The sequence below is a fragment of the Neobacillus citreus genome, assembly GCF_018343545.2.
GTDB classification, from domain to species: domain Bacteria; phylum Bacillota; class Bacilli; order Bacillales; family Cytobacillaceae; genus Neobacillus; species Neobacillus citreus.
On record NZ_JAGYPE020000005.1, the window covers coordinates 83,114 to 107,219 of the forward strand.

The window sequence follows — 24,106 nt, forward strand, 5'->3', positions numbered from 1 at the left end:
AAGTATAGAAAGTCACTATTAACATACTTTTCTTTATCATTTTTCAAAAGCTTCTAAACGACTCCATTTTCCGTAACAATTTTCAAACATTCAGTCACCTTCTTGCTTCTCATTTTGAGTCAAATACGCATTATTAGTTTTTCTTCTTCAACTAAACTGCCAGTTACTTGAAGAAGAAAAAAGCGACCTTCAGTATTGAAGTATCGCCCCCGTTAGCGGAAGAACTTCATTTTAATCTTCTGGTTGTTCCCACTCTTCATCAAGGACGAGTTTACCCTCTTCATCACGGATATATGCCGTACCTGGAGGGGAATTAAGAAACGGAATTATTTCGTTATCGTAATTACATATTGTATTAACTTGAAAAACTGAATGGTTCTCAGCATTATCCATATATTCATCACTTTCTTCACCAGCAAGAAATCTCCAACCACTATCTGGATTTCCGTTTTGGTATGGTTCTTCTCTATACATAAATCCCACTTTGCAGCCATCAACTGTTATTCTATCAGAAGCAATGCACCCCTCCTCAGAGTGGATTAATCGTATAATTTTGTCACCTGGTATGTAGAATTTTTTTGCCTTCTTTTTAAACCTAAACATTTCCTCACTCCTGTTCCATTTCATCTAAATTCGACATTTAGAAAAATATTTCCTTCTTCAAGTACCCTGCTCCATTACTTCAATACCACGTTTCTGGCAACCGTTTTCTTTCATCAAATCCCCCGATAGCATTCCCTGTAGTTCGTTATTTTTCGACTTTGAAAAAAATAGGGCTCCTCAGTAAGATATGAGTATAGACACCACTCTAACTCACAACTTTAGGAGGAACCCTATCATGATGTTAGCTTGCCAAACTCTTACAAGTTTAGTGAGACTAACAGCAAGCTATTTTACATTTTCTAAATGGTTTATAATAGTTTGAAGAAATTTTATACTAACGGAGGGTAATGAAATTAAGATTTTGTTTGATGAAACATACACTTCAAATGACGGAAAGTATACAAGCAGGAATATTTGGTATGGATATGCTGATATATCTGTTGATGGTCAGCATGGAAAAACCATTAAGCTTAATGAAGATTTTATGGTTCAATTATGCGAAATAATAAAAAATGACTTATCTAAGAATGCAGCAAATGTGCCTACTCAAACTAACTGGTATTTCTATGGAAGTGCTGTAACTAAGGACGCTATTGGAGATCATATCCGTCCGACAATTATGGTTCGTAAGAAGTCTGACAAGTTTATAACTAATTTTAATATCAGTGACCACGATTTTGCTGTAAATATTGATGCTATTCTGTTGTTTAAGGCGGATTTTGAAAAACGTTTAGCGAGTTATTGATGAATAATATCAGTATAAGCATATTCAAACTATTTGAAGATATGATTTCATAATGAATTCATTCTCCTTTTTCATGCCGTTAGCACAACAAGCAAAAAAGACCGCCGCAGCGATCCATCTTAAATTCTTGCCCACGTTACTTGAATAAGACCTCTTTTAGATGAACAGAAATATATTTGGATTTTGGTCTATTAAATAAAGCAACCTCATTATTTGATAACCAATTCAATTCCCCAAGAAAATGACTAAATATAATCTCATCTGGTTTAGTTGTTGAGACAAGTCTTTTTACTATTTCATTACCGTTCTTATCCTTGACCACCAAATATATTTCGCATAAATAAAGGTCGTGGTTTATTAAAACTTCAGCTTTAAGGCAACGGTTGGGGCTACTCTTTGGTTTCTTCTTCCAAACATATTCGTTTTTGTAACTTGCTTTTTTCACACAGTTATAGGCATTATCGAATGGTCTGTTATCCCAATTATATAATTTAATTACTTTATCAATACCTTGTTTCAAAACCTCTAGTATTACTTCTTTTCTTTGCTGGTCATCAAGTTGGAAAAAATCTCTTACATCATAAAGAATTTCTACATCACAGAATCCATCAACAATTGTTAAATTGAGCTTTGGGGATTCTTTAACACAAAAGATGTTGATTTGCTTAATATTTTCAGTTGAGAATTTAGAAAAGCACTTTTCGTAAAGGGAAGTAATACATCTTGATTGGAATGAAAAATTTTTTTCCACATCAGCAACGCCATTGTCGTTTTCCGAATATAAAAGAAAATGTTTTAATATCATTTTTAATCACCTAAATAAAAATTCTACCACCTACAAATTTTTTCCTTCTTGAAGTAACCTATTAGTTAGTCAAATAAGAAAAGCCGCCTAAAATGGCAGGCCGATCTTAAACTCTTGCCCCCGTTTGTTTAAGTGTAGTTCTTCACAATCTTCTCTTTAACAAAACAAAACGGGACTAATGCTGGTACCGTCCCATTTTATTTTAATTAGTGTAACTTATAGAACCTTTTACCAAAATTTATAAAAATTGGTTATACTTACATTGGAGGTAAAGAAGTAAGAAAAAAAATATCCCTCATGAACAAAGGAGACTAAAAATGAGAAAACTCGTTCTGTTTCTGCACGCATCGCTTGACGGTTTTGTAGAAGGTCCGAACGGTGAAATGGACATTGGCTGGGTTTCATACGATGCTGACTTGGAGAAACACGCGAAAGAAATTCTGAGTACTGCCGACACTGTCATATGGGGACGTGAGACTTATCAGATGATGCACAGTTACTGGACATCTGTGCCATCTGACCCCTCAGCTTCGCAGCATGAACGGAATCATGCCGAGTGGATCGAAAAGACACCCAAAATCGTGTTTTCCACGACGTTGGAGAAAGTCGAATGGAACAATTCCAGACTGGTGAAAGAAGATGTCGAGGAAGAGATCAAAAACCTCAAACAGCAGCCAGGCCAGGATATGGTCATCCTCGGCAGTCCTAGGTTAGCACACTACCTTATGCAGCTTGATCTAATAGATGAGTATAAAATTACGGTTTCTCCCGTCCTGATCGGCAGCGGGTTGCCGTTATTCCAAGGTCTCAAGGAGAAGATCAATCTTAAACTGATTGAAAACAAGACATTTGATTCTGGAGCCATAGCCCTCGTTTACCAGACGGTAAGATGACCTTTTCTCCTAAGGCAGATTACGACGGATACGATAGCTCAATAAGCCGCCTCTTCAACGAGGCGGTATTCTTATCGTAAAGATCAACATCAGGATTTAATAAAGCTCGGCTTTTTATTCACTTTAACCAAAATTAGGAAATTCTTGATACATATGTTACACTGTATCTACCATTTTCTTTACTGTTTTATCTACCCTGCTCATTCTTGAGTGGGGTATTTTAATTTTAAAAAAATAAAAAGACAGACTCTTATTTCAGAGTCCGTCTATATTCGCCTATTGTACTTTAAGCTTTACGTACGTTAGAAGCCTGGGGTCCACGTTGACCTTGTTCTACGTCAAAAGTTACTTCTTGACCTTCGTCGAGAGATTTGAAACCTTCGCTTTGGATCGCTGAGAAATGAACGAATACATCGTCTCCACCTTCACGTTCGATGAATCCGAAGCCTTTTTCTGCATTAAACCATTTTACTTTACCTTTTTCCATTTTTGTTGCCTCCTAGTGCCTTAACACATTGTTTTACTATTCTTGCTCTCAGTGATCATCAAAACGAAAAGTTTAAACTTATACCTTTCCTGTACACTGAACAAAAATAATCCCCCATATAATACCATTTTATGAAAGCGATTGCAAATCTCTATAGAAATGAGGGCTCATAAATAAGTCCTATTCAGCTAGAATTCTTTTAAAAGATTATGGACTAACCTGTTGTTCCACCAAAGCACCCGTTACTTTAAGTACATTTATTCACAAAGTAATCTTTTTTACAGGTCATTTAGTGGTAGCCCCAGGAAAATGCGAATTTAAAACGTTAATCAAATTCAAACATAAAAAAGTCGAATTCCCTGTCCTTTAAGGAAAACGACTTTTTTATACGACTTCTTCAAGTAAATCCCCATTAACCTTTTTTGGGGACTATTTGTAATCTCTGCGCAGTGAAATTAAACCTGTGCTAGCCCGCCATCTACGAATAATTCAGCACCCGTCAAGTAACTGCTTTCGTCTGAAGCAAGGAAAGATACAACGTTTGCTACTTCTTCAGGTGTCCCAACTTTTCCAGCTGGAACGGTATTTCTGCTATTTTCCAGTACCTCTTCAAGTGCATCACCAAAAAGCTCATCGTATGCAGGTGTAAGAATACCTCCTGGACTAACCACATTTACACGGATTTCAGTACCTTTTAGGTCAAGAATCCAGCTGCGAACTAGTGCTCTTAATGCTGCTTTAGATGCTCCATATACACTAAACGCTGGGTTGCCAATTGAACCAGCAGTAGAGCCAGTTACAATAATAGAACCTACTTTGTTCGGGAATAGTGATAACGCTTTTTGAACAGTAAAGATGGTTCCTTTAACGTTAATGTCGAACGTTCTATCAACCTGCTCTTCAGTAATTCCACCTAATGGAAGGAAGTTTCCAATTCCTGCATTAGCAAAAAGAATGTCCAACTTACCTTTTTCCTGCTTTATAAGGTCATATAGTTTGTCTAAGTCTTCAAGCTTAGAAATATCCCCTTGTACACCGGTTACGTTCTTACCAATTTGGTTAACAGCTTTATCAAGTTCGTTTTGTCTGCGTCCCGTGATATAAACATATGCACCTTCGTTTACAAACTTTTGTGCTGTAGCAAGACCAATCCCACTTGTTCCACCCGTTACAAGCGCTATTTTACCTTCAAATTTACCCATACTTAACACTCCTTTAGAATTAATTTTATTTTATGTCTAATACCTTTAAGTACTTGAAGAACAACTTACAAGATATAGTATCCTTCAGTAAGCACATTAAAGGAAGTACCCACTTTTTTGTGATATAGTAACTAAAAAGTAATAAATGTGGAATGGAGAGGTTTAGACTTGAAAAAATTTAGTTGTGGTTTTGAAGTGACAAAGGAAGTTATTGGCGGAAAATGGAAAGGTCTTGTATTATACTTTTTAATGAATGGACCAAAGAGAACGAGTGAATTAAAGCGCATTGTCCCAAATATAACTCAGAAAATGCTGATTCAAACACTTAGAGAGCTTGAAGACAGTGGACTTGTGAGCAGAAAGATGTATAATCAAGTACCACCGAAGGTTGAATATTCATCCACTGAACTTGGAGAATCTCTTAAACCTATCTTGCAGGAGCTCTGTCAATGGGGAAGCCATTATGCGGAGCAAGAGTATGGAGAAGGTGAATTTGAAATCGCACAACCAGAAGAGGCTTCTTAATGAGGAAACCAACTTATAACACCTTATATGTAAGGTATTTTATTGTTGTACTAAGATTTGTCCAAATCCTTTAATGTAGAATCTAATAATATTGGTTCCGATTCAAATATTGATAGAAGGTCAATTTAATCTGGGAATATTGGCATTTTCGCATCACCTTTTAACTACTATTTAACATCGTCTTATTGAACAAAACTGCCCCGTTTGTTAAATAAGAAATTCCACAAAAAAGCGTCAGTCCCGCTTTGACCCACGCTTCTGATTATTTTGTTCTATCATGACTACTTCATAGACCGTGCAACCTCAAAGCCTTGCTCCTTTGTTGAACAAAGCCTCCATTACTTGAATAAGCAAAAGCCGTTCTTCATTTTTGAAGCTTAATTTTTTATTCATGACTGTTAGGTCAATTTTTTTTCTAAATAATACTGGTTATAGCCTTTTGGGTGATCTTCAACTTTTCCAACAATCTTATATCCACATTTCTGATAAAAGTCTGGTGCCTGGAAGCTAAAGGTATCTAATAATATTAACCTGCAATTATTCTCTATTGCCGTTTTTTCAATATGATTTAATAACTCTTTTCCATATCCTTTTCCTCTTAATGAATTATCAACCCATAGATACTCAATATGTAGATGGTACCAGAAAATCGTTCCAGTAATCCCCCCAACAATTTTGCCCTCATCATTTCTAAGTACGGAGCTAACTTTCATTGATGGCTGTTTTACTTCATCAGGTAGTAACGAAAGGTTGTATTCAATTACCTTTTTTCGTATATAATCACTATCTTCTTGAATCCACTGCTTATAAATTTGCATACTTTTCCTCCTTTATTAAACATTCATATTATAATATAAATCCTTTTTACTGATGGTGTTTTGTACAAAAACTCTAAATATTGCAATTACTTATCATTAAACTAACCTCCTCCGTTAGCACAAGAAAAAGGGGATCGCCGCAGCCATCCCGTCTTTAACATAAGCATCCGAGTTTAAGTGAAAATGTTCACATTTTTTCACCTTAACATAATCTAATCCCTTTATGTGCAGGAGCATACCACCAAGACGCCTTCTTACTAAAGAAAAGCGCACGATTGCGAAATAGTCTCTGGTTCGTAATTATTATACACTCATATGTTCAATGACTCGAATCATTGCCTGAATCTGTCCCATGTGGGCTGCTTCATGCATCAGTGTTAAACCTGCCAGCTCTCCAATGGTTTTACATCCCATTAATGGTGTTTCCAAGGAAATGTTTAGTTGTTCAGCTGGAATTTGCTGAAGACGATCCAATTGATCTTTTAGCTGTACCATAAGCTCATCCATAGTAGGTACATTCCCCGTCCAATCAGCTGGTTTAGTACCGTTCCCGAACAATTCCATATAGATTGGGGGAAGATGTGTTGTTGCATGAGGAAAACCAAACATAGTTTGTTCGGTAACTGTCAAAACGTGACCTGTATGCCAGTGAATGGTGTTGTTGAAACCATCTGGCTGCACATCAGTTTGGCCCTTAGAAACAGACCCTATGATCTTGATGAAGTACTCTCTTGTCATTTCAAATTGCTTGAACACAAGTTTATTCATTTCTTTCTCTCCTCTCACTGATACAATTGTGCATTTTATAATATTAATAAATAGCTAAGAATATAATTAAGGTGCCTCTTGCTCTGCAAAATAAAAGTTGTTTATTTTATAGATGAAATACATAATGAGTCTACCGCTTTATTTAATTAAACCAGTTATCCCCGCTGCTTCCTTTATCCCCTTTTGCTCAGAAGTTTTATCATCCGTTATTTTGCTCTTTATGAAAAGAAAAATGGATAAGAGAAACATAAGTGATGCAAATAAACTGACCGAGAAAAAACCATTCAATGTGCTATATAATACACCTGCTATTCCCGTTCCAATCATTGAACCAAAATATTGGCAAGAGTTAGATAATGCCGCAACCGTTCCTCTTTGCTTACTAGAAAGAGTTTGTAGGGAACTAAGGATAACTGAAATTAAGACACCACCGATGGCAGCGATTGTAAAGAGCAATACTTCAACATACAAAACCGTTTTCGACATAGGAAGAATAATGTACAAAATGGACATCAATACAGCCCCAATATTTAATGTATGGAAACGGGTCAACTTTGTCACCAAGGGACTACCAAACAGACTGCCGATTAAACTGCCTAATCCGAAAAAAAGAAACACCATCCCTGCAGTTGTTACATCAAGCTGAAAACGATCAGCAAGCCACTTGCCAAAAAAGGTGAAAGTTGCATAATAACCGATGGCAAAGATTAAGTAAGCCAAAAAACCAAAGCGTGCTTTGCTCGATTTCAATAGTTGACGATAAGGCTCGACAAATGGGTTCGGCTTCTTTTCACCCGATGGTGGGGGTAAACTAGGAATCAACCAAATAAGCAATATAATGATTACGATCGCTTCAAGGGAGAGCACAAAATAAGGAATCGACCAACTAATGCTTGCTAAAAAACTTCCGAAAGGGTGTCCTAACACTTGGGCTGCTGACACACCTCCTATTACAACCCCCACCCCCATAACTAAACGATCAGGAGGAATTAGTATAGTGATAGATGCCCACACTTGAGGAGTAATCAAAGCAGCAAATAAACCAGCTATAGCTTGATATAGGATTATTTCTAACCAACTAGAGGAAAATCCACATAAGAAAATAGCCATTGCATAACCGACCAGACCATAAATCATTACCTTCTTACGATTCCATTTGTCTGAAATAGGACCAAATAACAAAGAGAAAACAGCATAAGTTAAGGCATAGGAGCTAATCATCCAGCCAGCCTGCACGGTTGTAATCTGAAATTCAATCTGTAAAACGGGCAAAAGCGGTGATAGGAGATATGAGTTAGATGCGATTAAAAACATCAATAAGAAAAATATAGTTAATTTAGTGTACACTTTTCCACCTCCATGTTTATTAGTTAGATAACAACTTAATAAAGATTCAAGCAGGCATGGATAAATTTGCTTAATATTTCTCAATTACAACATGAGAAAACCTCTTTTCCTTTTATTTACTGCGCGCTTATTTTCAAAATAAGTTTACCTCTTGTAAAAAATTCCAACAATCATGTATTTCCGATTATAATGATAAGTAAAAGTGATGATGATCACCGTTGGGGGGATGTATAAATGGAGCTAAGACAATTGGAGTATTTTATTGCCATTTGTGAAGAGATGCATTTTTCAAGGGCATCGGAGAAGCTTTTTACCACACAGTCCAATCTCAGCCAACAGATTAAATTTTTAGAGAAGGAGTTAGGGGTTCCTTTATTTGATCGCATGGGAAAACGCATTACCTTGACAGATGCCGGAAAAGTGTTGTTAGAACAAAGTAATCATGTTTTTTCACATATTAAATACGCTCGTGATGCGATTGCAGAAATGAAAAATATTCAAGGTGGAACGCTTACGATCGGTGTCTTGCCAGGAGATGCGGATCTGTTATTTAATGCTTTGCTGGTAGAATTTCACCGAACCTACCCTAAATTATCTTTATCAGTAATAGAAACAACCGAAGTGACAGAACAAGTCATAAAGGGAAATATCGATATCGGCGTAACCACTTCCTCCGTTCATGATGATCGAATTGTGCAAATTCCTCTATTTAATGAAGAGTTTTCTTTAGCTGTTCCAGTAGAGAGTTCCTTTGCAAATAAAAGGACTGTTCAACTAAAGGATCTACAATACATGGAAACAGTAATGTTTCCTTCTAATCATCAGTGTCGTAAATTAGTTGATAAATTTTGCACGGAACTAGGATTTCATCTACATCCAAAGATTGAAACTACAACAATATCCTCTCTAATTAACATGGTACAGCAAGGAATTGGGGTAAGTGTTCTGCCAAAATTGTTACTTGAAAATCTTGATAACAAAGATATTAAAATTATTAAGTTAACTAATCCCACACCGAGTCAAAATATTTGTATAGTTTATCGCACTGAAAAGTACTTGGGATTTGCAGCCCGAGCGTTTATCGACACTTTGAATACCTACATCGAAACAGCGATAAATCATGCAGAAGTAATCAATGATCACACGAGCTGAAAAGTCATTCAATACTCAGCGTTTTATATACGGATTTACAGCGTTAAGGATATTCAAAAATTAAAAATCCCAATCTCTCAGTGCTATAAATGAGAAATTGGGATTCATTTATTCAACAATTGCGCCCATTTGTTGACTAGCCCGTATATAATTTATAGTGGTCTCTAATTTTAATCTCCCTATAGTTATCTCTCTATTTCCTAACAACCGGAATCCACATTTCACCAAATACAGAGCCGTTTCGCTGCCCCATGATGACCGCTGTATTTGGCCCGCCCACATAGGCAAAATCCTTTGCTTCTGGCAATACTTGACCAAAGGCAATGCCAGTAACCATATTACTCAACTGTTCAGCCGTCTCTGCTTCCCCTTTTACAACGAGGTATTCACTTTTAGGAAATTGAATCACTCTGGATGCTTCTGGTAAGGATGCCTCTGTCATGACGCCGGCATAATGCATCATCTTGTTATTCACTGCTTCATTCACGACAAAAATGTAGTCATTTGCGGCAACGGCTTTTAACTTGTCAAGCCTTCCATCTTGATTGACGGCCGACCAAAAGTCTGCCTTTTCTTTGGTGATGCCAGCATAGTCTGTGTAGTGGCTCTTAAGCTCTGTTCCAATACCTAAAACGGTGAAGCTTTCCTTTTCTTCTAACGTATAATTTGTCATATTCAATCCATCCCTTTTTTAAAATTTATCAAATGATTTATCTTTTCACTTGATGAGTTTATAATAATCTTTAATCATGTCAAAAAATGAAACTGTTTAGGAGACCCCGATGAAAAAAGTTGAACGGATTAATACCATCATGCGGTATATCAACAACCGATCCCACTTTACCATTTCTGAGATCATGCAAGAATTTAACATCTCTCGTTCGACCGCGATTCGAGATATTCGGGAAATTGAAGCCATGGGGATGCCGCTTGTCGCTGAAGTTGGCAGGGATGGCGGCTATTTTGTCATGAACAATTCGGTCCTGCCCACCGTCCGCTTTACCGATAATGAGATTAAAGCTCTCTTTATTGCCTTTATGGCCACAAGAAATCAACAACTCCCTTATCTAAAGAGCCGTCAGTCTTTAGCTGAAAAATTACTTGGCCTCATTTCAGAAACCCAGCAGGATGACCTGGTCCTATTAAATCAAATCCTGCTTTTTGAAGGGACCAATCCCCATAACCCAGACCTGCTTGAACTGTCAGACCTTCCCCATCCGATGTTAGAAAAACTTATTCAAATCCTTCTTTTGGATCGCTATTTATTGATTACCATTAAAGAAGGGAAGGTCATAAAGTCTTATCCCATTTATCTCTTACACCTTTATCAGGAAAAAGGCCTTTGGCTGATTGAAGGCTTTAACTTAAAGGAGGAAAAGAGACAAATTTTCTCTGTCGACAACCTCACCGATGTACAACCATACCCCACGGAAAAAAGAGTTAGTAAGAAAAAGATCTTAGAAAAACTAAGGAAGCACGAAGAAGTAATTAACCTTGTCGTTGAACTTGGTCCAAAGGCGATTGCCCAGTTCAAAAAATACCATCCATTAAAGGTTTCCATTTCCTATACGGATCCTTACCAAACCACAGCCATTCTAAAGACTTTTATCAATGTGAATCATTCAGAAGAATTGACCGAAATAACCAATTGGCTTCTTTTCCTAGGTGAGGATATCAAGATCAGGGAAGTTCCCGAAGAAGTCTTAGAAGGTTTACAGGAAAGAGTATTTCTATTTTGTACTTAAGCAGTGCCCGTTAAACCTCATATAGATGGGTTACAGTGAATCGTATCACAAATAAATGAGGTTCTCTCCTTAAGGTTGGGGACGCTTGAACATGAAGTATTTGAAGCTAAGTGACAAGACGGTAAAATCAGTACTTTCTCAACTAGTTGATAAAAAGATGCTGATTCCCGCTTCTGGGATCAAGAGGTTCCGCTCTTATCGGTTGGGGGATCAGGTTAAGCATCCGATCTGATAAATAGACGGAAAAATTCCGCTTAATTAGTGAATAATATTAAAAATAGCTTAAATAGACGGAGAAATTTCGCCTATTGACTCGAAAAACGCTAAAATCGGGAATTTTGCTTTGCATAATCGGAAAAACTTCCCTTATTTACCCCAAAACGTGCTCCATTCTGCATCTAACCGAAAATTCTCCGCTTATTTTACTTCTGCTAATTATTGGTTTGATTAATGCTCACATTCCTCCTTGCGCTTATTGCCTGCGTGGTGTTTGGTATGTTTGCCCTTAAGCCCCTCCCGGAGTTGGGATAGCATACAGGTGAGGTAGTAACGGTATTTCAGGAGGCTAAATAACTTTTCTTAACTAGGTAAGAGGGAGTCCCCTTACCTAGTTGTTTTTATCAGAGTGTAGTTTTTTTATTTCGTATTGAAAGACTTAAATAAGAGGTGTCTTAAAATGTCGCTGTGTTGTCGAAATATAAGGAAAATAGATTGACAAACTTAACAATTCTATTAAACTAAAAGTAGTTCTATCCTCAAATTCTTCTCTAAATATTCTTTTTAAATTAACTATTCCGCAAGTCTATATTTGTTTTTACAATCTACCATTGAAGCCACATTATACACTTCTTTCACTCGTATTATTACTCATTAATTTTAAGAATCTGTCTGAATTCATAATGGAAACCTTTCATTCGGGGCATAGAATATGTTTGCTATTAAATGCCCATGTTGTGGACGTTTTGTATTTGAAGATATTATTACAAAACTCATAAAGTTCATCTTTTATATGAGGGGCGGTTTTTAATACATCGAAACAGTAGAGAAATATACCGAAAACATATTGGTTTCAGGGGACATTTAATAATAGGAGAAATGGAGGAGAGATGATTTGGGATTTGAAGAAGAATACCAGGCCTTTATGAATGCTCACTTGCAAGCAAGAACCGGTGAACGGCTGCGGCGCTTACAAGAAGGTCACAACCAGGCTGAAATGTTGTTTTTGAAGCAAGTGTGGTGGCCCTTATTTTACCATTTCCGATATCTACATCCGGAATATGAAGTCAATGATTTCAAGGATGGCAAACGTTATTTGGATTTTGCTTATATTCGTCCCGCCATCCGGATTTGCTTCGAGGTCGACGGGTATGGCCCTCACTTAAAGAACATAAGCAGATGGCAATTTTCCGACAACCTGGAACGTCAAAACCAGTTAGTGATTGATGGATGGACCGTGATCCGATTTTCTTATGATCAAGTTAAGGAAAAGCCACGTCAATGTCAACAGATTGTTCAGCAAGTGATTGGCCAATGGCTGGGTGATGAACTGGACCAGACTTCTCTGTCCTTTATCGAAAAGGAAGTGCTTCGGCTAGCGATTCGAAAAGGAGAAGACGTATCCCCAAAAGAAGTCGAGGAGTATTTGAAGCTATGTGATAAGACGGTAAAAAAAGTACTTACTCAACTAGTCGATAAAAAGATGCTGATTCCCGCATCTGGGATCAAGAGGATCCGCTCATATCGTTTGGGGGATCATGTTAAGTATCCGATCAGATAAATAGACGGAAAAACTTCGCTTAATTAGTAAATAATATTAAAAATAGCTTAAATAGACGGAGAAATTTCGCCTATTGACTCGAAAAACGCTAAAATCGGGAATTTTGCTTTGCATAATCGGAAAAACTTCCCTTATTTACCCCGAAACGTGCTCCATTCTGCAACTAACCGAAAATTCTCCGCTTATTTTACTTTCTCTGGTTACTTAATTAAGGATAGGACTTCTATTTATAAAAACCTCATTTTGATGGGTTACGGTGAATCGTATCACAAATACGATTTGGTGTTTTGCTCGCTTCGATGCTGCAAACAAAACAAGCTGCTAATTATGGCAGCTTGTTTAAATTAAATCGCAAATAAAGCCGTTACGTACGTTTCTTCTAAAGTCTTCTTTAAAAATAAAGCGAGTTCGAGCATTCCGTATTTTCCGGCTTTTGCTTCTGCATCAGAATTATAGTTCGTGTTTGTATTAATATCATAGGTAAAAATTTCACCATCAGCATTTCTGATGAACTCGATTCCAGCTATTTGAATATGATTAGCAGCTAGAACCTTTTTATATTTTTCAATGATCTCGTCCTCAAACCCTTCAATAATTTGGAATTTAGGCTTCTCTTCTACTTCTTCTCCCACAGGGCAGAATAAATCGCCAATTTGGCAGGCATCCGCTGGGCAAAGTTCAAATCCTTCCGAGGTATCAACATTAACTGCATAAACAAAGTTTCCTCCTACAAACTCACAGCGGGTGATATAGCTTTCAGGGGATTTAATGTATTCTTGAATCAGGGTAATGCCATCGACCGGTTCTTCGAAAGTTGGGCCTTCCACATAAGCTTTTAATGCTTCTAAACTATGGAATAATTGTACACCCAAGCCTTTACCTGCACGGTTATGCTTTGTAATAAAGGATTGTCCTGCAAATGCTTCGGCTGCCATCATAATATTTTGTTTTCCAACTGCTGCAATGGTTTTTGGCGTCTTCACACCATACTTGTTTAACTCTAAGTACTGCAACACCTTACTAACTTCCAGCTTTAGGGCGCTCGTTCCATTTAACACCGTACGGCCATGCGCTTCAAGCCAGGCTAATACTTGTCCAGTAAATTCCGCTGCAAAACGGTGGTCACGTGTATGAGAGGATGCACTCATTCTGCTATAGAAGATTCCTTTTGGTGGCTCTGTTGATAAATCTAGCGTCCCTTCGTCTAAATGCCATTCTTCATAAGGGACACCAAGTTCCTCTAACCTTTTTGTCAAATGGACGGTCCACTCACTATTTTCATGGATGACATATACCTTGCTCATTTTTACGACCTCTTTCTAGCTGTTTAATTGCGTTTATTCAGTATTCGCTTTATTTCGGATCAGTGACTTTAACTATTGCCCGTAGGGTCATTTTCAACAGCCGTTTTTATTGTACCTTTACTTATATAAGGTTTTGCACTCTTTTTTTTGTTTGTGCTGGCTTGCCAACGATTCCAACCTTTCTTGCCTGTTCCTCGCCCTGTTCCACCTTTTCCTTTAGCTTTACTCATACAATCACCCCATTATTATCTAGTCATGTTACCTATCTGGTTAGTCTCTTTGTAAAAAAATAAAAAGAAATTAGGTAATCCACCATTTATATGCTACACTTGGTTTACCATTTGATTTACTGTTTTCAAGTACCCTGCTCATTCCCGAGTGGGGTTATTTGTTTTTCTAAGACAAATAAAAAACAGACTCTAAAATAGAGTCTGTCCAAGTTTGCCATTATAATTAAGCCTTACGAACGTTAGCTGCTTGTGCTCCACGTTGACCTTGCTCAACATCAAAAGTCACTTCTTGACCTTCTTCTAATGTTTTGTAACCTTCGCCTTGGATAGCTGAGAAATGAACGAATACATCTTCTCCACCTTCACGTTCGATGAATCCGAAGCCTTTTTCGCCATTAAACCATTTTACTTTACCTTTTTCCATGTTTGTTGCCTCCTAGTGTGTTCACACACACAATGTATTACTATCCTTGCTCTCAGTGATCATCAAGACGAAAAGTTATACTAATACTATCCTTTACACCGAACAAAAATAATTCATACTTAGAATAACATTTTTTGAAATCTTTTGCAAGGAACTCGGAACATAACCAAAAGATGCCTTCTTAAAGTAATACCTGAGGAGTTTTTAAATGGTTAAATTTATCAAGAATTTAACTCCTTGAATATAAATTTTTTCATCAACAGCCCTAATGTAATACCAAAAATAATGGTACTGAAAATATGTGAATAATAATCATTGATCGGTCTAATAGGTATATACTTGCCTTCTACTATTGCTGTGAATAAAAGTTCACATACTAACCAGGCCAGTAAACTGCCCATAGCAGTTTTAATAACTAAATGGCATGAGCCCAACTTTTTAAATATAAAGTAAAGTAAGATTGCAAAAACACCACTAACTAAAAAATCTACAATTAACCCTATGGTAAATACAGGCCTGTTAAATGTAATAATAAGGCTAGCTAATTCATAAATACTATACTTACCAATGCCATTATAAACAAATATCCTCGAAGCAATTTCTCCTGGTATTGTTGACAGAACACCTAACAAACCAATTAACAGCACCTTATCTTGGAACATATCATCAATTCCTTAATCTTAATCTGGATAAATTTAGTTTACAAATTATTTACAACTTTATACGTGATAAAAGAAGATACCTTTATATTCATAATTTTTTAATTGTCCGTCATAAAAATAGTTGCTAAAAGTACAACTATCCTTCCAAGCAATGTCTGCAAATGCCCATTTGGCATTATTAAAAATGAAGAAGGATTATCCAACTTAAGAGTGGAATGGATACCTTATAGATAAAATCGACGAAAAAGCTGGACATACAGTTTTTAAAAAGAAAAAAATCCATTAGGTGGGGAACATGAAAAATAAACTATTATACATAGAAGACGATCAGGAAATCGGCGCCTGGGTCAGCGAAGATTTAACAAGAAGAGGCTATCATGTGACCTGGCTTACCTCGGGAGATAATTCGGCCCATTATATGGAGGACATCGACCTAGTCATCCTTGATATCATGCTTCCCGGATTGGACGGATTCTCGATCGGCCTACGGTTAAAAAAGGAATATCCAGAGACACCGATTCTTCTCCTTTCTGCTAGAACCTCTATTGACGATAAATTGCAAGGTCTTCATTTTGCCGACGATTATGTAACAAAACCCTTTCATCCCGATGAATTGGCGGCACGTGTGGAAGTGCTGTTAAGACGGCATGAGAAGATGGCACTAACTTTGATTCAACTATCACATCTTTGCATTTATTTAGACCAAAACCGCATTGTCGATACAAGATCGAATCATGAAATTGTCCTAACCGCAAAGCAGTTTCAGATTTTTACATATTTGCTTCGTCATCCAAACCAAATTCTCACAAAAGAACAAATCTTTGAAGCTGTTTGGGAAAGCCCCTATATTGCTGGAGATAAAACGTTGATGGTCCATATTCGCCATTTACGCGAAAAAATAGAGGAAAATCCGAGCCAGCCGCAAATTATTGAAACGATCCGGGGAATCGGATATCGGGTGAAGCAATGAAATTTCGACATTCACTGTTGGCAAAATATTTACTGATCATTATGGTAGCACTTATCATATGGCCGTTTGTTTTACCTGCCTATTACATCCCCTCCTATTTTCTGGACAAGGATTTTTCACAGAGAGCTCAGTATATGGATACGAACAAATTAAAGAAAATGTGGCATCATGAGGCAGCAAAGCTGGATGGAGCCATTCCAGCGCAGGTAAATCAGAAGCTTCACACAGTAAAGGAACAGTATCCGCTCGCATCGATATTCTGGGTGGACGGGTCGGGCAAAACCAAACTGGTACTTTCCGAACAAAAGAATATTCCGGCTCAATGGACCTTAGAAAACAGTATTGGGTTTATGAATCATAGCGAAGAAGACCCCATTACTTTTGTGTCTTTTATCGGCAAAGACCAGAGTAACGGATTTATGGTTTTCCAAATACCGCCCTCCGTTTCAAAGCTTCCGACTCTTTCCTTGATCGATGACAAGCTCTTGGCAATCTATGCTTTTCTCGTATTTGGTCTTTTTCTATTGGTCTCTTGGTTATTTTTCTTCAAGATACGGAAACGGCTCGTTCATCTACAAACCGCCATGACGGAAACGCAGGAAAACGGGATTCCCGAAAAGATCGTTATCAACAAAAAAGACGAAATTAGTGAATTGGGCAAAGCGTTTAATCATATGATCGATGAACTGATCAAAAGCAGGCAGCATGAACAAGAAGAAGAAACGCTGCGCAAACAGCTGATTGCCAATATATCCCATGATTTACGAACACCGCTCACAGCCATTCGCGGGCATGCCTATTCATTACAAAAAGAACCTTTATCATCCAAAGGGAAAGAATCACTTCATTTAATCGAAAACAAGGTAGATCTCTTAAGCCATCTGCTGGAAAATCTCCTTTCCTACACGCTATTATCAGCCGGAAAATACACATTACAAAGAAAAGAAACGGACATCATTCGGTTCATCCGAGAATCAATGGCAGGATGGTATCCGGTATTTGAGAAAGAAGGCTTTGAAATAGATGTTCGACTGCCCGAAAAGGCTTTGATCTGGAATATCGATCCCCATTGGTTCATGCGCATCCTAGATAATCTCTACCAAAACGTGATCAGACACGCTAAGTCGGGGAGGTATGTCGGTGTCAGCATCGTGAATTACGAAGGGAAAACAGCTATTCTGATTGAAGACAGAGGCCCTGGCTTGGATGTAACAACAGACAAAAAGGGGGCCGGCATCGGCCTCTCCATCGTGTCACTCATGCTTCAGGAAATGAAAGTAGGATGGAACATAACTAGTTCACCAAAGGGCACGGCCATCTATCTGTACGAAAAAAAGACGACTTAAACAAAATTTAAACGAAACCTCACCTTCATTTTAACCTTTACTGATTAGGATGAAAGTGAGGTTATTTATTTTGGAAAAAAAAGAAAGGATGATTACGTTGAATGTCACATCGACTTTAATGAAAAAAGAGGCAAAAACAAACAGGAACGGCTGGCCCTCATGGATCGGTTATGCCGCCATGATATGGTCGGTACTGTATGGAGGATTACATCTATACTGGTTATTAGGTGGATCTGGATATCCTTTTGGAAATGACGGTATGGGATTGTTCGCCGCCATGGTGACCTATCTTCCGGCACAAGTTGGCGGTATTATTTTTGTCACCTTATGTCTCATGGGCATTGGAATAGGTCTTGTCATGCAAAGACCACAATATAATTCTTTTTCTCGGAGGTTTGCTTTTGCCTATTCATGGGGGTTCTCACTTGCGCTGCTCCTGTTTATTCCTGATACCAGGTTAATTGCCGCTATGGCTTACGCTTTTTTATTTAAATTCGACTTTAACTGGCAAATGTTGAACCAAATTATTTGTATTATTGGAGCCCTTTTTTGGATGATGGCCGCTGTTGTTTACCAAAGAAAAGCCCGTCATGCATGTGAATATTGCGGACGTAACGATGACGGAGAAACATCTCCATGGATTCGTTGGGGAAGATGGTTGACCATGATCGCCGTGTTGGCACCCATACCTTATGCCTTTGTTCGCTTCACGTGGGCACTCGATATCCCTTTAGGGGTAGATCCGCAATTCCTTAGGGATTTCTCGACTGCTAATCCGATGGCACGTCTGACGGAATGGGTGTTTGGATCTGTATGTATCATCGGAAGTCTCCTTACACTTGGCTTGATTCAAAAATGGGGTGAAGTCTTTCCTCGCTGGTTCCCATTCATTGGCGGCAAAAGAGTCCCCATCATGCTGGCCGTGATTCCTGCTTCCATTGTGGCCATAGCGGTAACCGCAGCAGGCTTTGTCTTTACATTCGGTATCATTGCCACGTCACTTCATCTCGGGCCGATAGATAATATTTTACACAGTCAGGGCTGGGGAGCTATGGGACCGATGATTTTTTGGGTGCCATGGGGAGTGGCTCTTGGGCTAGCTGCGATCGCCTACTATTATCGTCGGCGCGGCCGATGTTCCCGCTGTAGAAGAGGTTAAAAAGGAGGACTGAGTGGCCATGAATGAAAAAATAAACAACGTGAAAGCTCAAACGGAAAGGCTAACTGCCTTTGAGCAATGGACGAAGAAAGCGGTATGGCCGGCTTACCTCGGTTGCTTTTGGGCAGTCATGTATGCCGTTTTCGTCCGATTTTATCAGGCTGCAGGCGGGACGATAGGTCTCCCCGGGCAGTTTGAGGATCCTAAAGCGATGTACATGGCAAGTTACCTTGCGGGCGTCCTGATCATGACCTGTGGATTCATTTTAATTGCCCTTGTCAGGCCATGGGGACGAGTAGTCCCGGCATGGGTGCCGTTCATTGGAGGAAAAAACATCCACCGTCTCATCATCTTAATTCCTACCCTTTCCTGTACTGCTTATTTACTTGCACATGGAATCAGTGGGATCATTACAAAAGCCCTTCTTCTGGCAGATGTCATTACCATTCAATTCACTGGCTGGATTTCACTTGATGTCCACAGCCTGGCGTTATGGTCTCTTTTGTTTTATGAGCCGTGGTTTGTGATCATGGGCATTTTGTCCGGCTTAACAGCCTCTCATTATGCGCAAGCTTCTGGCATTTCACTTTCTGCATTTAGACGAGGCCTGGCCATCTATTTCATGTTCGTTTTTCTACTAACGATGTTTTGTGTATTCTATATCATTTTTAAACTCTCATAAATGGGATGTTTTTTCTTGATATGGCTTCTAACAATCGGGATATTATTATCGTCCCTTGGCGGAGGTTTAGGCGGCGTACAAAAGCTTTGCCCTAATGTTGCCTGTGGAAAAATTGTGGTGTTTGGTGTAATGCGCATTACGTTCCCTAGTACATGTTCAGGAATGTAAAAACTGGGTCAGCCCCCCAATCAGGTAAAGCCATAAAAATATCGGGGACTGACCCTAAAAACAAGCAATGTATAAAAACTTGTATATTTGCTCATTAATTTTTTCTTCACAATGTAGAAAAGCATTCGTAAAAAAAGCTAATTTAATGCATCTAAACTAATTTATACATTAGAATATCATCCACATATTTATTATCATTAAATTTAAATTCATTAATTTTTCGTCCCTCTTCAATGAACCCCATCTTTTTGTATAAGGATATTGCTCTATGATTTGTTGAAAAAACCCCTAGACTTACTTTCTCAATTAATGGATTCTTTTCTGCCTACTCTAATAATGCTTGTGCAGAATTTGTCTAAAGTAATTTCAGCATCTTCTACCTTTCCAGTTCGAATAATGTTACTCCCATTATCTCTACTCAGTGTAGAACGACGTAACATTAATTCACTGTACTACTTTAATCACGGTCTTTAACCAGTTCAAATGTTGCAATATTTTTTTTGCGTTTTACCGAATGTTTGTCATAACTATACGTTTAGTATAATACGCCCGCGCCCGTGTCCTCGTTGGCTTAGTTCATGAGCTTCTTGCACTTTTTCTAAGGGGAATTTTTTTAAAATACAAACTTTTACCTGTTTCCCAATTATCATTTGAGAAATGATCTTAGAAATGGTTTCAATTTCCTCTAGATGAGGTAAGGAATACGGTTTAACAGGCTTTAATCCAAACCTTTGCACCTTTTCAACTGATGGCTGCTCTACCATCGACAGAAGTTTTCCTCCCATTTTCACAACGGACCAGGAACGATCTAATGTTTCGCCACCTATAGTATCAACAACTAGATCCACATCCTGGACAATTTTGTCAAATGATTTGGAAGTATAATCAATGACAGTGTCAACACCTAATGAGTACAGAAAATCCACATTTTTCGCTGAACAGGTTCCAATTACAAATGCCCCCTTCCATTTGGCCAATTGGACAGCAATCATGCCGAACCCACCGGCTGCCCCATGAATCAGTACCTTTTCACCTTTTTTTAATTCCCCATCTCGAAATAGGGTCAACCATGCAGTTACCGCACTTCCTGGTATTGTAACGGATTCATCAAAGCTCAATGCTGCAGGTTTAAGCATAAGTCCTGCTGCCGGTGCCACTGTAAATTCAGCATAGGTTCCATATTGGCTTCGACCGAAGACCTCCTGTCCTTTGCAGAATTCATGTACATCAGGACCAACTTTCTCCACGGTTCCTGAGAATGACGATCCAGGGATATACGGAAAACTTGCGGGGCGACTATCTTTAAACAACCCTTGACGATATTTCCAATCATATGGAAGAACTCCAGCTGCATGAACACGAATTAATACCTCTCCGGCTTCAGGTCTTGGAAGAGGAATTCGTTCTAGCTTTAACACTTCTGGACCACCGTAATGGTAGACACGAATCGCATTCATTAACTGAGCTGACATCACTGATCCATCCTTTCACAAATTAAATTTTCGTTTGTTTGAATGTATCAATTAGCTTATGTTCAGGCCGATACATAAATTTGTACAAAAAAAGCAAATTCAACAATGTTAGCACAAAAAAACCGAAGTATATATTACTGTAAATTCCAGATTGTCCAGAAGCAACAAGTGGGTTTAGTGGAGGCAATTTGTCAAATTCCACTACCGTGGTAATGACAGCTCCACATACGGCAATGGATAAAAAATTCGACAAACTATATACACCCATACCAATTCCTGAATGCTCCTGTGGCAGGTTTCTAGATACCCAATTGGCTAGTGAGGGCTGCATGAAAATATATCCAACTTCTGTGAGAATCAGGCAAATGGAGATACACCAAGATGCATACCCAACAGAAGTCGATAGCAAAAGAAACCCGACACTTAAGAGAATGATCGATATCGTTAAAACATAGCGACTACCTTTTTGGTCGGCCAGAGAACCCCCATATTTACCTAATAGAGCGGAGATGAATGCTGCTGGAACCAATAATAATCCAATCCAATGTCCCTTTAACCCATAAACTTGGTTGAAAAGCAAAGGGGTGATCAGGAATACACCAAAATTGGTAGAGGTATTTAATGCACCCATGAATATTCCATGACGATAGGAAGCATTCCGAAAAAGACGCAGGGGAATAAATGGATGAGCTGAATGCTTTTGTCGAATGAGGAAGAAAACAAAGAAACATAAACTTACTATAAGCAACCAAAGATTCAATAAGGTAATGGCTTCCATCAAACAAATAATGAAGACTGCTATTAATCCCGCACTTGAAATATCAATCATCCCATCTTGTTTATGAACCTCATTAGGAAACCATTTGCGAATAAAGGGCAGCGCCAGTATGATGCACATGGAGAAAAGAAATAAATATCTCCAGTGAAAGTATCCCGTTAGAATCCCGCCCAATATCGGACCAACCACCCCTGAAAACGCCATGGTGGATGCGATCATCCCTAGTGCTTTTCCTCGACTCTCAGCATTAATATAACGAGCAGGGATGACCATTGCTAAAGAAGGGATAGACGAAACCCCGATTCCTTGTATAACTCGCCCCATAATCAACAGCAGGTAACTGGGAGCAAGAAAACACAGGATGGAACCGCTGAAAAACATGAGTACTCCAAAGGTAGCCAAATTTTTTATCCCGAAATGATCCGCTAACTTTCCATATAATAGTGTGCCAAGAGCTGATATGATTCCCGATACGGTTACCACCCAACTGGAGGTGGAAGGAGTTATTCCAAACTGAACCGATATATCAGGTAAAGCCACATTCAACATGTAACTATTGATTACAGCAAAAGGAACAATGAAGCAAAGTAAACGAATGAGTTGAGTTTCTTGTGCAACTGATAAATTCATTTTACCTATCCTCCTTCACTGCTGTTTAAATAATGAATGCTATTCTATCAACATTGTATGATTCATTACGTATAATGAAAAATGTATATTTGTTTATATAATCATAAGATTGAGCTTATGAAAGGAGAAGAGGTAATAATGGATCTGCTTCAGCTAAAGTATTTTCAAAAGGTTGCACAACTGAAACATTTAACAAAGGCTGCACAGGAATTATATATTACACAACCCGCTCTTAGCCAGACTATCGCGAGGTTAGAAAAAGATGTTAGGGTACCACTATTTGATCGGCGAGGGAGACAGATTTCACTGAATGAATATGGAGAGGTTTTCCTGGAAAAAGTAGAAACCGCACTAAATGCCTTGGAAGAGGGACGACGAAAAATTGCCGATATGGCAGGATTGGAACGAGGAATCGTTTCTATCGACACAACCTTTTTACCCTATTTTTTTAATGTAATAAACTCTTTTCGAGCCTCTTATCCCGATGTCCATTTCAGGATTTCACAAGTTTCCACGTTGGAAAAGAAGGAGCGTCTACTCGAAAACGGTGAAATTGATTTCAGTATTTCATGCAAACCCATTGAACGAAAAGGATTTTGCAACATACCTATACAGACAGAAGAAATATTACTAGCAGTCCCCATCACACATCGACTTGCAAATCAACAGAGTATCAAGCTGAGTGAAGTCGCTAATGAACCTTTTATCCACTTTAAGAAGGGCCATTCATTTCGGGAAACTACTGATGAACTGTGTCAAAAAGCAGGTTTTACACCGAATATTGTCTGTGAAACGGATGAGTCAAAAACAATAAAGGAATTAGTTCACTCAGGTCTTGGAATCGCATTTTGGTTAGAAACTTTATTAGAAAGAGAGAATTTATTTCATCATTTACACATTCAAGAACCGGTTTGCCAGCGTACCTATTATTTGTCATGGTCGGAAAAGCGTTATTTATCCTTTGCCGCTAGTATGTTTCGGGACCTACTAATCCAGCATTTTAAAACATTACAGAAGTAATAACTCAACTTTTACCGTTGCGGACTAGCTTAAAAAAATAGGAGGGTTATAGCCATTAATTTTTCTTTGTTCAGATAATGATGTTCTCCAATCAATCTTTTTTAAAAAAGGATAATTGATATCAAACGTATATTTACTGTATCTTTCATCCAGCAGCATTGTTACCTTTCACAAGAAAGCGCCTGAGAGGCTACTAAATTTTTGAAGGTGGTATTTACGAAATCCCCACTTTTACACCAGTTGTTTATCTATGATCTCTACCTCTTTGTTACTTCTGCTCATTTTCCCGCAGCCACTTTTTCATATACTTTATTTTACTTTCTTGCATGAGTCCATCCATGTTTGCATTAAGCAATTCTATAAACTTTGGAAAAACTGAATTAACAAGGTTAAC

Annotated in this window: 26 protein-coding genes and 1 pseudogene; 12 read left to right on the forward strand and 15 right to left on the reverse strand. The window is 38.2% G+C overall.

Annotated elements, in window-relative coordinates; all coding sequences use genetic code 11:
- Window positions 1-231 precede the first annotated feature (231 nt).
- Entirely contained in the window at window positions 232-603 is a 372-nt protein-coding gene (locus KHB02_RS04925) for a DUF2185 domain-containing protein (protein ID WP_213146222.1), read from the reverse strand.
- Between the two features lie 361 nt (window positions 604-964).
- On the opposite strand from KHB02_RS04925, the gene KHB02_RS04930 reads away from it, so the two are divergent.
- Window positions 965-1,348, forward strand: a complete 384-nt coding sequence (locus KHB02_RS04930) for a hypothetical protein (RefSeq protein ID WP_241113725.1) — start codon at window positions 965-967, stop codon at window positions 1,346-1,348.
- Between the two features lie 136 nt (window positions 1,349-1,484).
- On the opposite strand, the gene KHB02_RS04935 is transcribed toward KHB02_RS04930, so the two are convergent.
- Window positions 1,485-2,153 carry a hypothetical protein gene (locus tag KHB02_RS04935; protein ID WP_213146221.1) on the reverse strand — a complete coding sequence of 223 codons (669 nt, stop codon included), beginning with the start codon at window positions 2,151-2,153 and terminating at the stop codon, window positions 1,485-1,487.
- Window positions 2,154-2,470: 317 nt separating this feature from the next.
- Between KHB02_RS04935 and KHB02_RS04940 the strand changes: the two genes are divergently transcribed.
- Window positions 2,471-3,046 (forward strand): dihydrofolate reductase family protein, encoded by a 576-nt coding sequence (locus KHB02_RS04940; RefSeq protein WP_213146220.1) that lies wholly within the window; start codon window positions 2,471-2,473, stop codon window positions 3,044-3,046.
- A gap of 286 nt (window positions 3,047-3,332) precedes the next feature.
- On the opposite strand, the gene KHB02_RS04945 is transcribed toward KHB02_RS04940, so the two are convergent.
- The gene (locus KHB02_RS04945) at window positions 3,333-3,533 is read right to left on the reverse strand and encodes a cold-shock protein (protein WP_046524299.1); all 201 of its coding nucleotides are present in this window, start codon (window positions 3,531-3,533) and stop codon (window positions 3,333-3,335) included.
- A gap of 455 nt (window positions 3,534-3,988) precedes the next feature.
- Window positions 3,989-4,735 carry an SDR family NAD(P)-dependent oxidoreductase gene (locus KHB02_RS04950; RefSeq protein ID WP_200508655.1) on the reverse strand — a complete coding sequence of 249 codons (747 nt, stop codon included), beginning with the start codon at window positions 4,733-4,735 and terminating at the stop codon, window positions 3,989-3,991.
- A 168-nt stretch (window positions 4,736-4,903) separates the two neighbouring features.
- Between KHB02_RS04950 and KHB02_RS04955 the strand changes: the two genes are divergently transcribed.
- Window positions 4,904-5,260 carry a winged helix-turn-helix transcriptional regulator gene (locus tag KHB02_RS04955; protein WP_213146219.1) on the forward strand — a complete coding sequence of 119 codons (357 nt, stop codon included), beginning with the start codon at window positions 4,904-4,906 and terminating at the stop codon, window positions 5,258-5,260.
- A gap of 398 nt (window positions 5,261-5,658) precedes the next feature.
- On the opposite strand, the gene KHB02_RS04960 is transcribed toward KHB02_RS04955, so the two are convergent.
- From KHB02_RS04960 to KHB02_RS04970, 3 genes are all read right to left on the reverse strand, one after another.
- Entirely contained in the window at window positions 5,659-6,078 is a 420-nt protein-coding gene (locus KHB02_RS04960) for a GNAT family N-acetyltransferase (RefSeq protein ID WP_213146218.1), read from the reverse strand.
- A gap of 303 nt (window positions 6,079-6,381) precedes the next feature.
- The gene (locus KHB02_RS04965) at window positions 6,382-6,846 is read right to left on the reverse strand and encodes a DinB family protein (protein WP_213146217.1); all 465 of its coding nucleotides are present in this window, start codon (window positions 6,844-6,846) and stop codon (window positions 6,382-6,384) included.
- A gap of 138 nt (window positions 6,847-6,984) precedes the next feature.
- The gene (locus KHB02_RS04970) at window positions 6,985-8,193 is read right to left on the reverse strand and encodes an MFS transporter (RefSeq protein WP_213146216.1); all 1,209 of its coding nucleotides are present in this window, start codon (window positions 8,191-8,193) and stop codon (window positions 6,985-6,987) included.
- 234 nt (window positions 8,194-8,427) lie between these two features.
- Here KHB02_RS04970 and KHB02_RS04975 point away from each other — a divergent pair, with 234 nt between their 5' ends.
- Complete coding sequence (locus KHB02_RS04975; RefSeq protein ID WP_213146215.1) at window positions 8,428-9,345, forward strand: LysR family transcriptional regulator; 918 nt, start codon at window positions 8,428-8,430, stop codon at window positions 9,343-9,345.
- 193 nt (window positions 9,346-9,538) lie between these two features.
- Here the strand turns inward: KHB02_RS04975 and KHB02_RS04980 are convergent, their stop codons facing one another.
- Window positions 9,539-10,018 carry a GyrI-like domain-containing protein gene (locus KHB02_RS04980; protein ID WP_213146214.1) on the reverse strand — a complete coding sequence of 160 codons (480 nt, stop codon included), beginning with the start codon at window positions 10,016-10,018 and terminating at the stop codon, window positions 9,539-9,541.
- A 109-nt stretch (window positions 10,019-10,127) separates the two neighbouring features.
- On the opposite strand from KHB02_RS04980, the gene KHB02_RS04985 reads away from it, so the two are divergent.
- On the forward strand, window positions 10,128-11,090 hold the full coding sequence (locus KHB02_RS04985; RefSeq protein ID WP_213146213.1) for a helix-turn-helix transcriptional regulator: 963 nt from the start codon (window positions 10,128-10,130) through the stop codon (window positions 11,088-11,090).
- A gap of 1,111 nt (window positions 11,091-12,201) precedes the next feature.
- Window positions 12,202-12,867 carry a DNA-binding response regulator gene (locus KHB02_RS04990; RefSeq protein ID WP_213146212.1) on the forward strand — a complete coding sequence of 222 codons (666 nt, stop codon included), beginning with the start codon at window positions 12,202-12,204 and terminating at the stop codon, window positions 12,865-12,867.
- A 344-nt stretch (window positions 12,868-13,211) separates the two neighbouring features.
- On the opposite strand, the gene KHB02_RS04995 is transcribed toward KHB02_RS04990, so the two are convergent.
- The 4 genes from KHB02_RS04995 to KHB02_RS05010 all read right to left on the reverse strand — a co-directional run bounded on the left by KHB02_RS04995 (window position 13,212) and on the right by KHB02_RS05010 (window position 15,487).
- Complete coding sequence (locus tag KHB02_RS04995; RefSeq protein ID WP_213146211.1) at window positions 13,212-14,171, reverse strand: ATP-grasp domain-containing protein; 960 nt, start codon at window positions 14,169-14,171, stop codon at window positions 13,212-13,214.
- Window positions 14,172-14,239: 68 nt separating this feature from the next.
- Complete coding sequence (locus KHB02_RS05000; RefSeq protein WP_213146210.1) at window positions 14,240-14,401, reverse strand: DUF3934 family protein; 162 nt, start codon at window positions 14,399-14,401, stop codon at window positions 14,240-14,242.
- 223 nt (window positions 14,402-14,624) lie between these two features.
- Window positions 14,625-14,825: a cold-shock protein gene (locus KHB02_RS05005; RefSeq protein WP_027322326.1), complete on the reverse strand. Its 201-nt coding sequence runs from the start codon at window positions 14,823-14,825 to the stop codon at window positions 14,625-14,627.
- A gap of 221 nt (window positions 14,826-15,046) precedes the next feature.
- Complete coding sequence (locus KHB02_RS05010; RefSeq protein WP_213146209.1) at window positions 15,047-15,487, reverse strand: hypothetical protein; 441 nt, start codon at window positions 15,485-15,487, stop codon at window positions 15,047-15,049.
- Window positions 15,488-15,782: 295 nt separating this feature from the next.
- On the opposite strand from KHB02_RS05010, the gene KHB02_RS05015 reads away from it, so the two are divergent.
- From KHB02_RS05015 to KHB02_RS05035, 5 genes are all read left to right on the forward strand, one after another.
- Complete coding sequence (locus KHB02_RS05015; protein WP_213146208.1) at window positions 15,783-16,457, forward strand: response regulator transcription factor; 675 nt, start codon at window positions 15,783-15,785, stop codon at window positions 16,455-16,457.
- On the forward strand, window positions 16,454-17,803 hold the full coding sequence (locus tag KHB02_RS05020) for a sensor histidine kinase (protein ID WP_213146207.1): 1,350 nt from the start codon (window positions 16,454-16,456) through the stop codon (window positions 17,801-17,803). Before KHB02_RS05015 ends, KHB02_RS05020 begins: the two co-directional genes overlap by 4 nt.
- A gap of 70 nt (window positions 17,804-17,873) precedes the next feature.
- On the forward strand, window positions 17,874-18,962 hold the full coding sequence (locus KHB02_RS05025) for a hypothetical protein (protein WP_213146206.1): 1,089 nt from the start codon (window positions 17,874-17,876) through the stop codon (window positions 18,960-18,962).
- A 19-nt stretch (window positions 18,963-18,981) separates the two neighbouring features.
- Window positions 18,982-19,644 carry a DUF3995 domain-containing protein gene (locus KHB02_RS05030; RefSeq protein WP_213146731.1) on the forward strand — a complete coding sequence of 221 codons (663 nt, stop codon included), beginning with the start codon at window positions 18,982-18,984 and terminating at the stop codon, window positions 19,642-19,644.
- 15 nt (window positions 19,645-19,659) lie between these two features.
- Window positions 19,660-19,812, forward strand: coding sequence for a hypothetical protein (locus KHB02_RS05035; protein WP_241113726.1), 153 nt, complete (start codon window positions 19,660-19,662; stop codon window positions 19,810-19,812).
- 151 nt (window positions 19,813-19,963) lie between these two features.
- Here the strand turns inward: KHB02_RS05035 and KHB02_RS05040 are convergent.
- The 3 genes and pseudogenes from KHB02_RS05040 to KHB02_RS05050 all read right to left on the reverse strand — a co-directional run.
- Window positions 19,964-20,137, reverse strand: a pseudogene (locus KHB02_RS05040) (GNAT family N-acetyltransferase); the annotation flags it as partial.
- A 202-nt stretch (window positions 20,138-20,339) separates the two neighbouring features.
- On the reverse strand, window positions 20,340-21,284 hold the full coding sequence (locus KHB02_RS05045) for an NADP-dependent oxidoreductase (RefSeq protein WP_213146205.1): 945 nt from the start codon (window positions 21,282-21,284) through the stop codon (window positions 20,340-20,342).
- Window positions 21,285-21,306: 22 nt separating this feature from the next.
- The gene (locus tag KHB02_RS05050) at window positions 21,307-22,692 is read right to left on the reverse strand and encodes an MFS transporter (protein ID WP_213146204.1); all 1,386 of its coding nucleotides are present in this window, start codon (window positions 22,690-22,692) and stop codon (window positions 21,307-21,309) included.
- A 138-nt stretch (window positions 22,693-22,830) separates the two neighbouring features.
- Here KHB02_RS05050 and KHB02_RS05055 point away from each other — a divergent pair, with 138 nt between their 5' ends.
- Window positions 22,831-23,712, forward strand: coding sequence for a LysR family transcriptional regulator (locus KHB02_RS05055; protein WP_213146203.1), 882 nt, complete (start codon window positions 22,831-22,833; stop codon window positions 23,710-23,712).
- Window positions 23,713-24,106 lie beyond the last annotated feature (394 nt).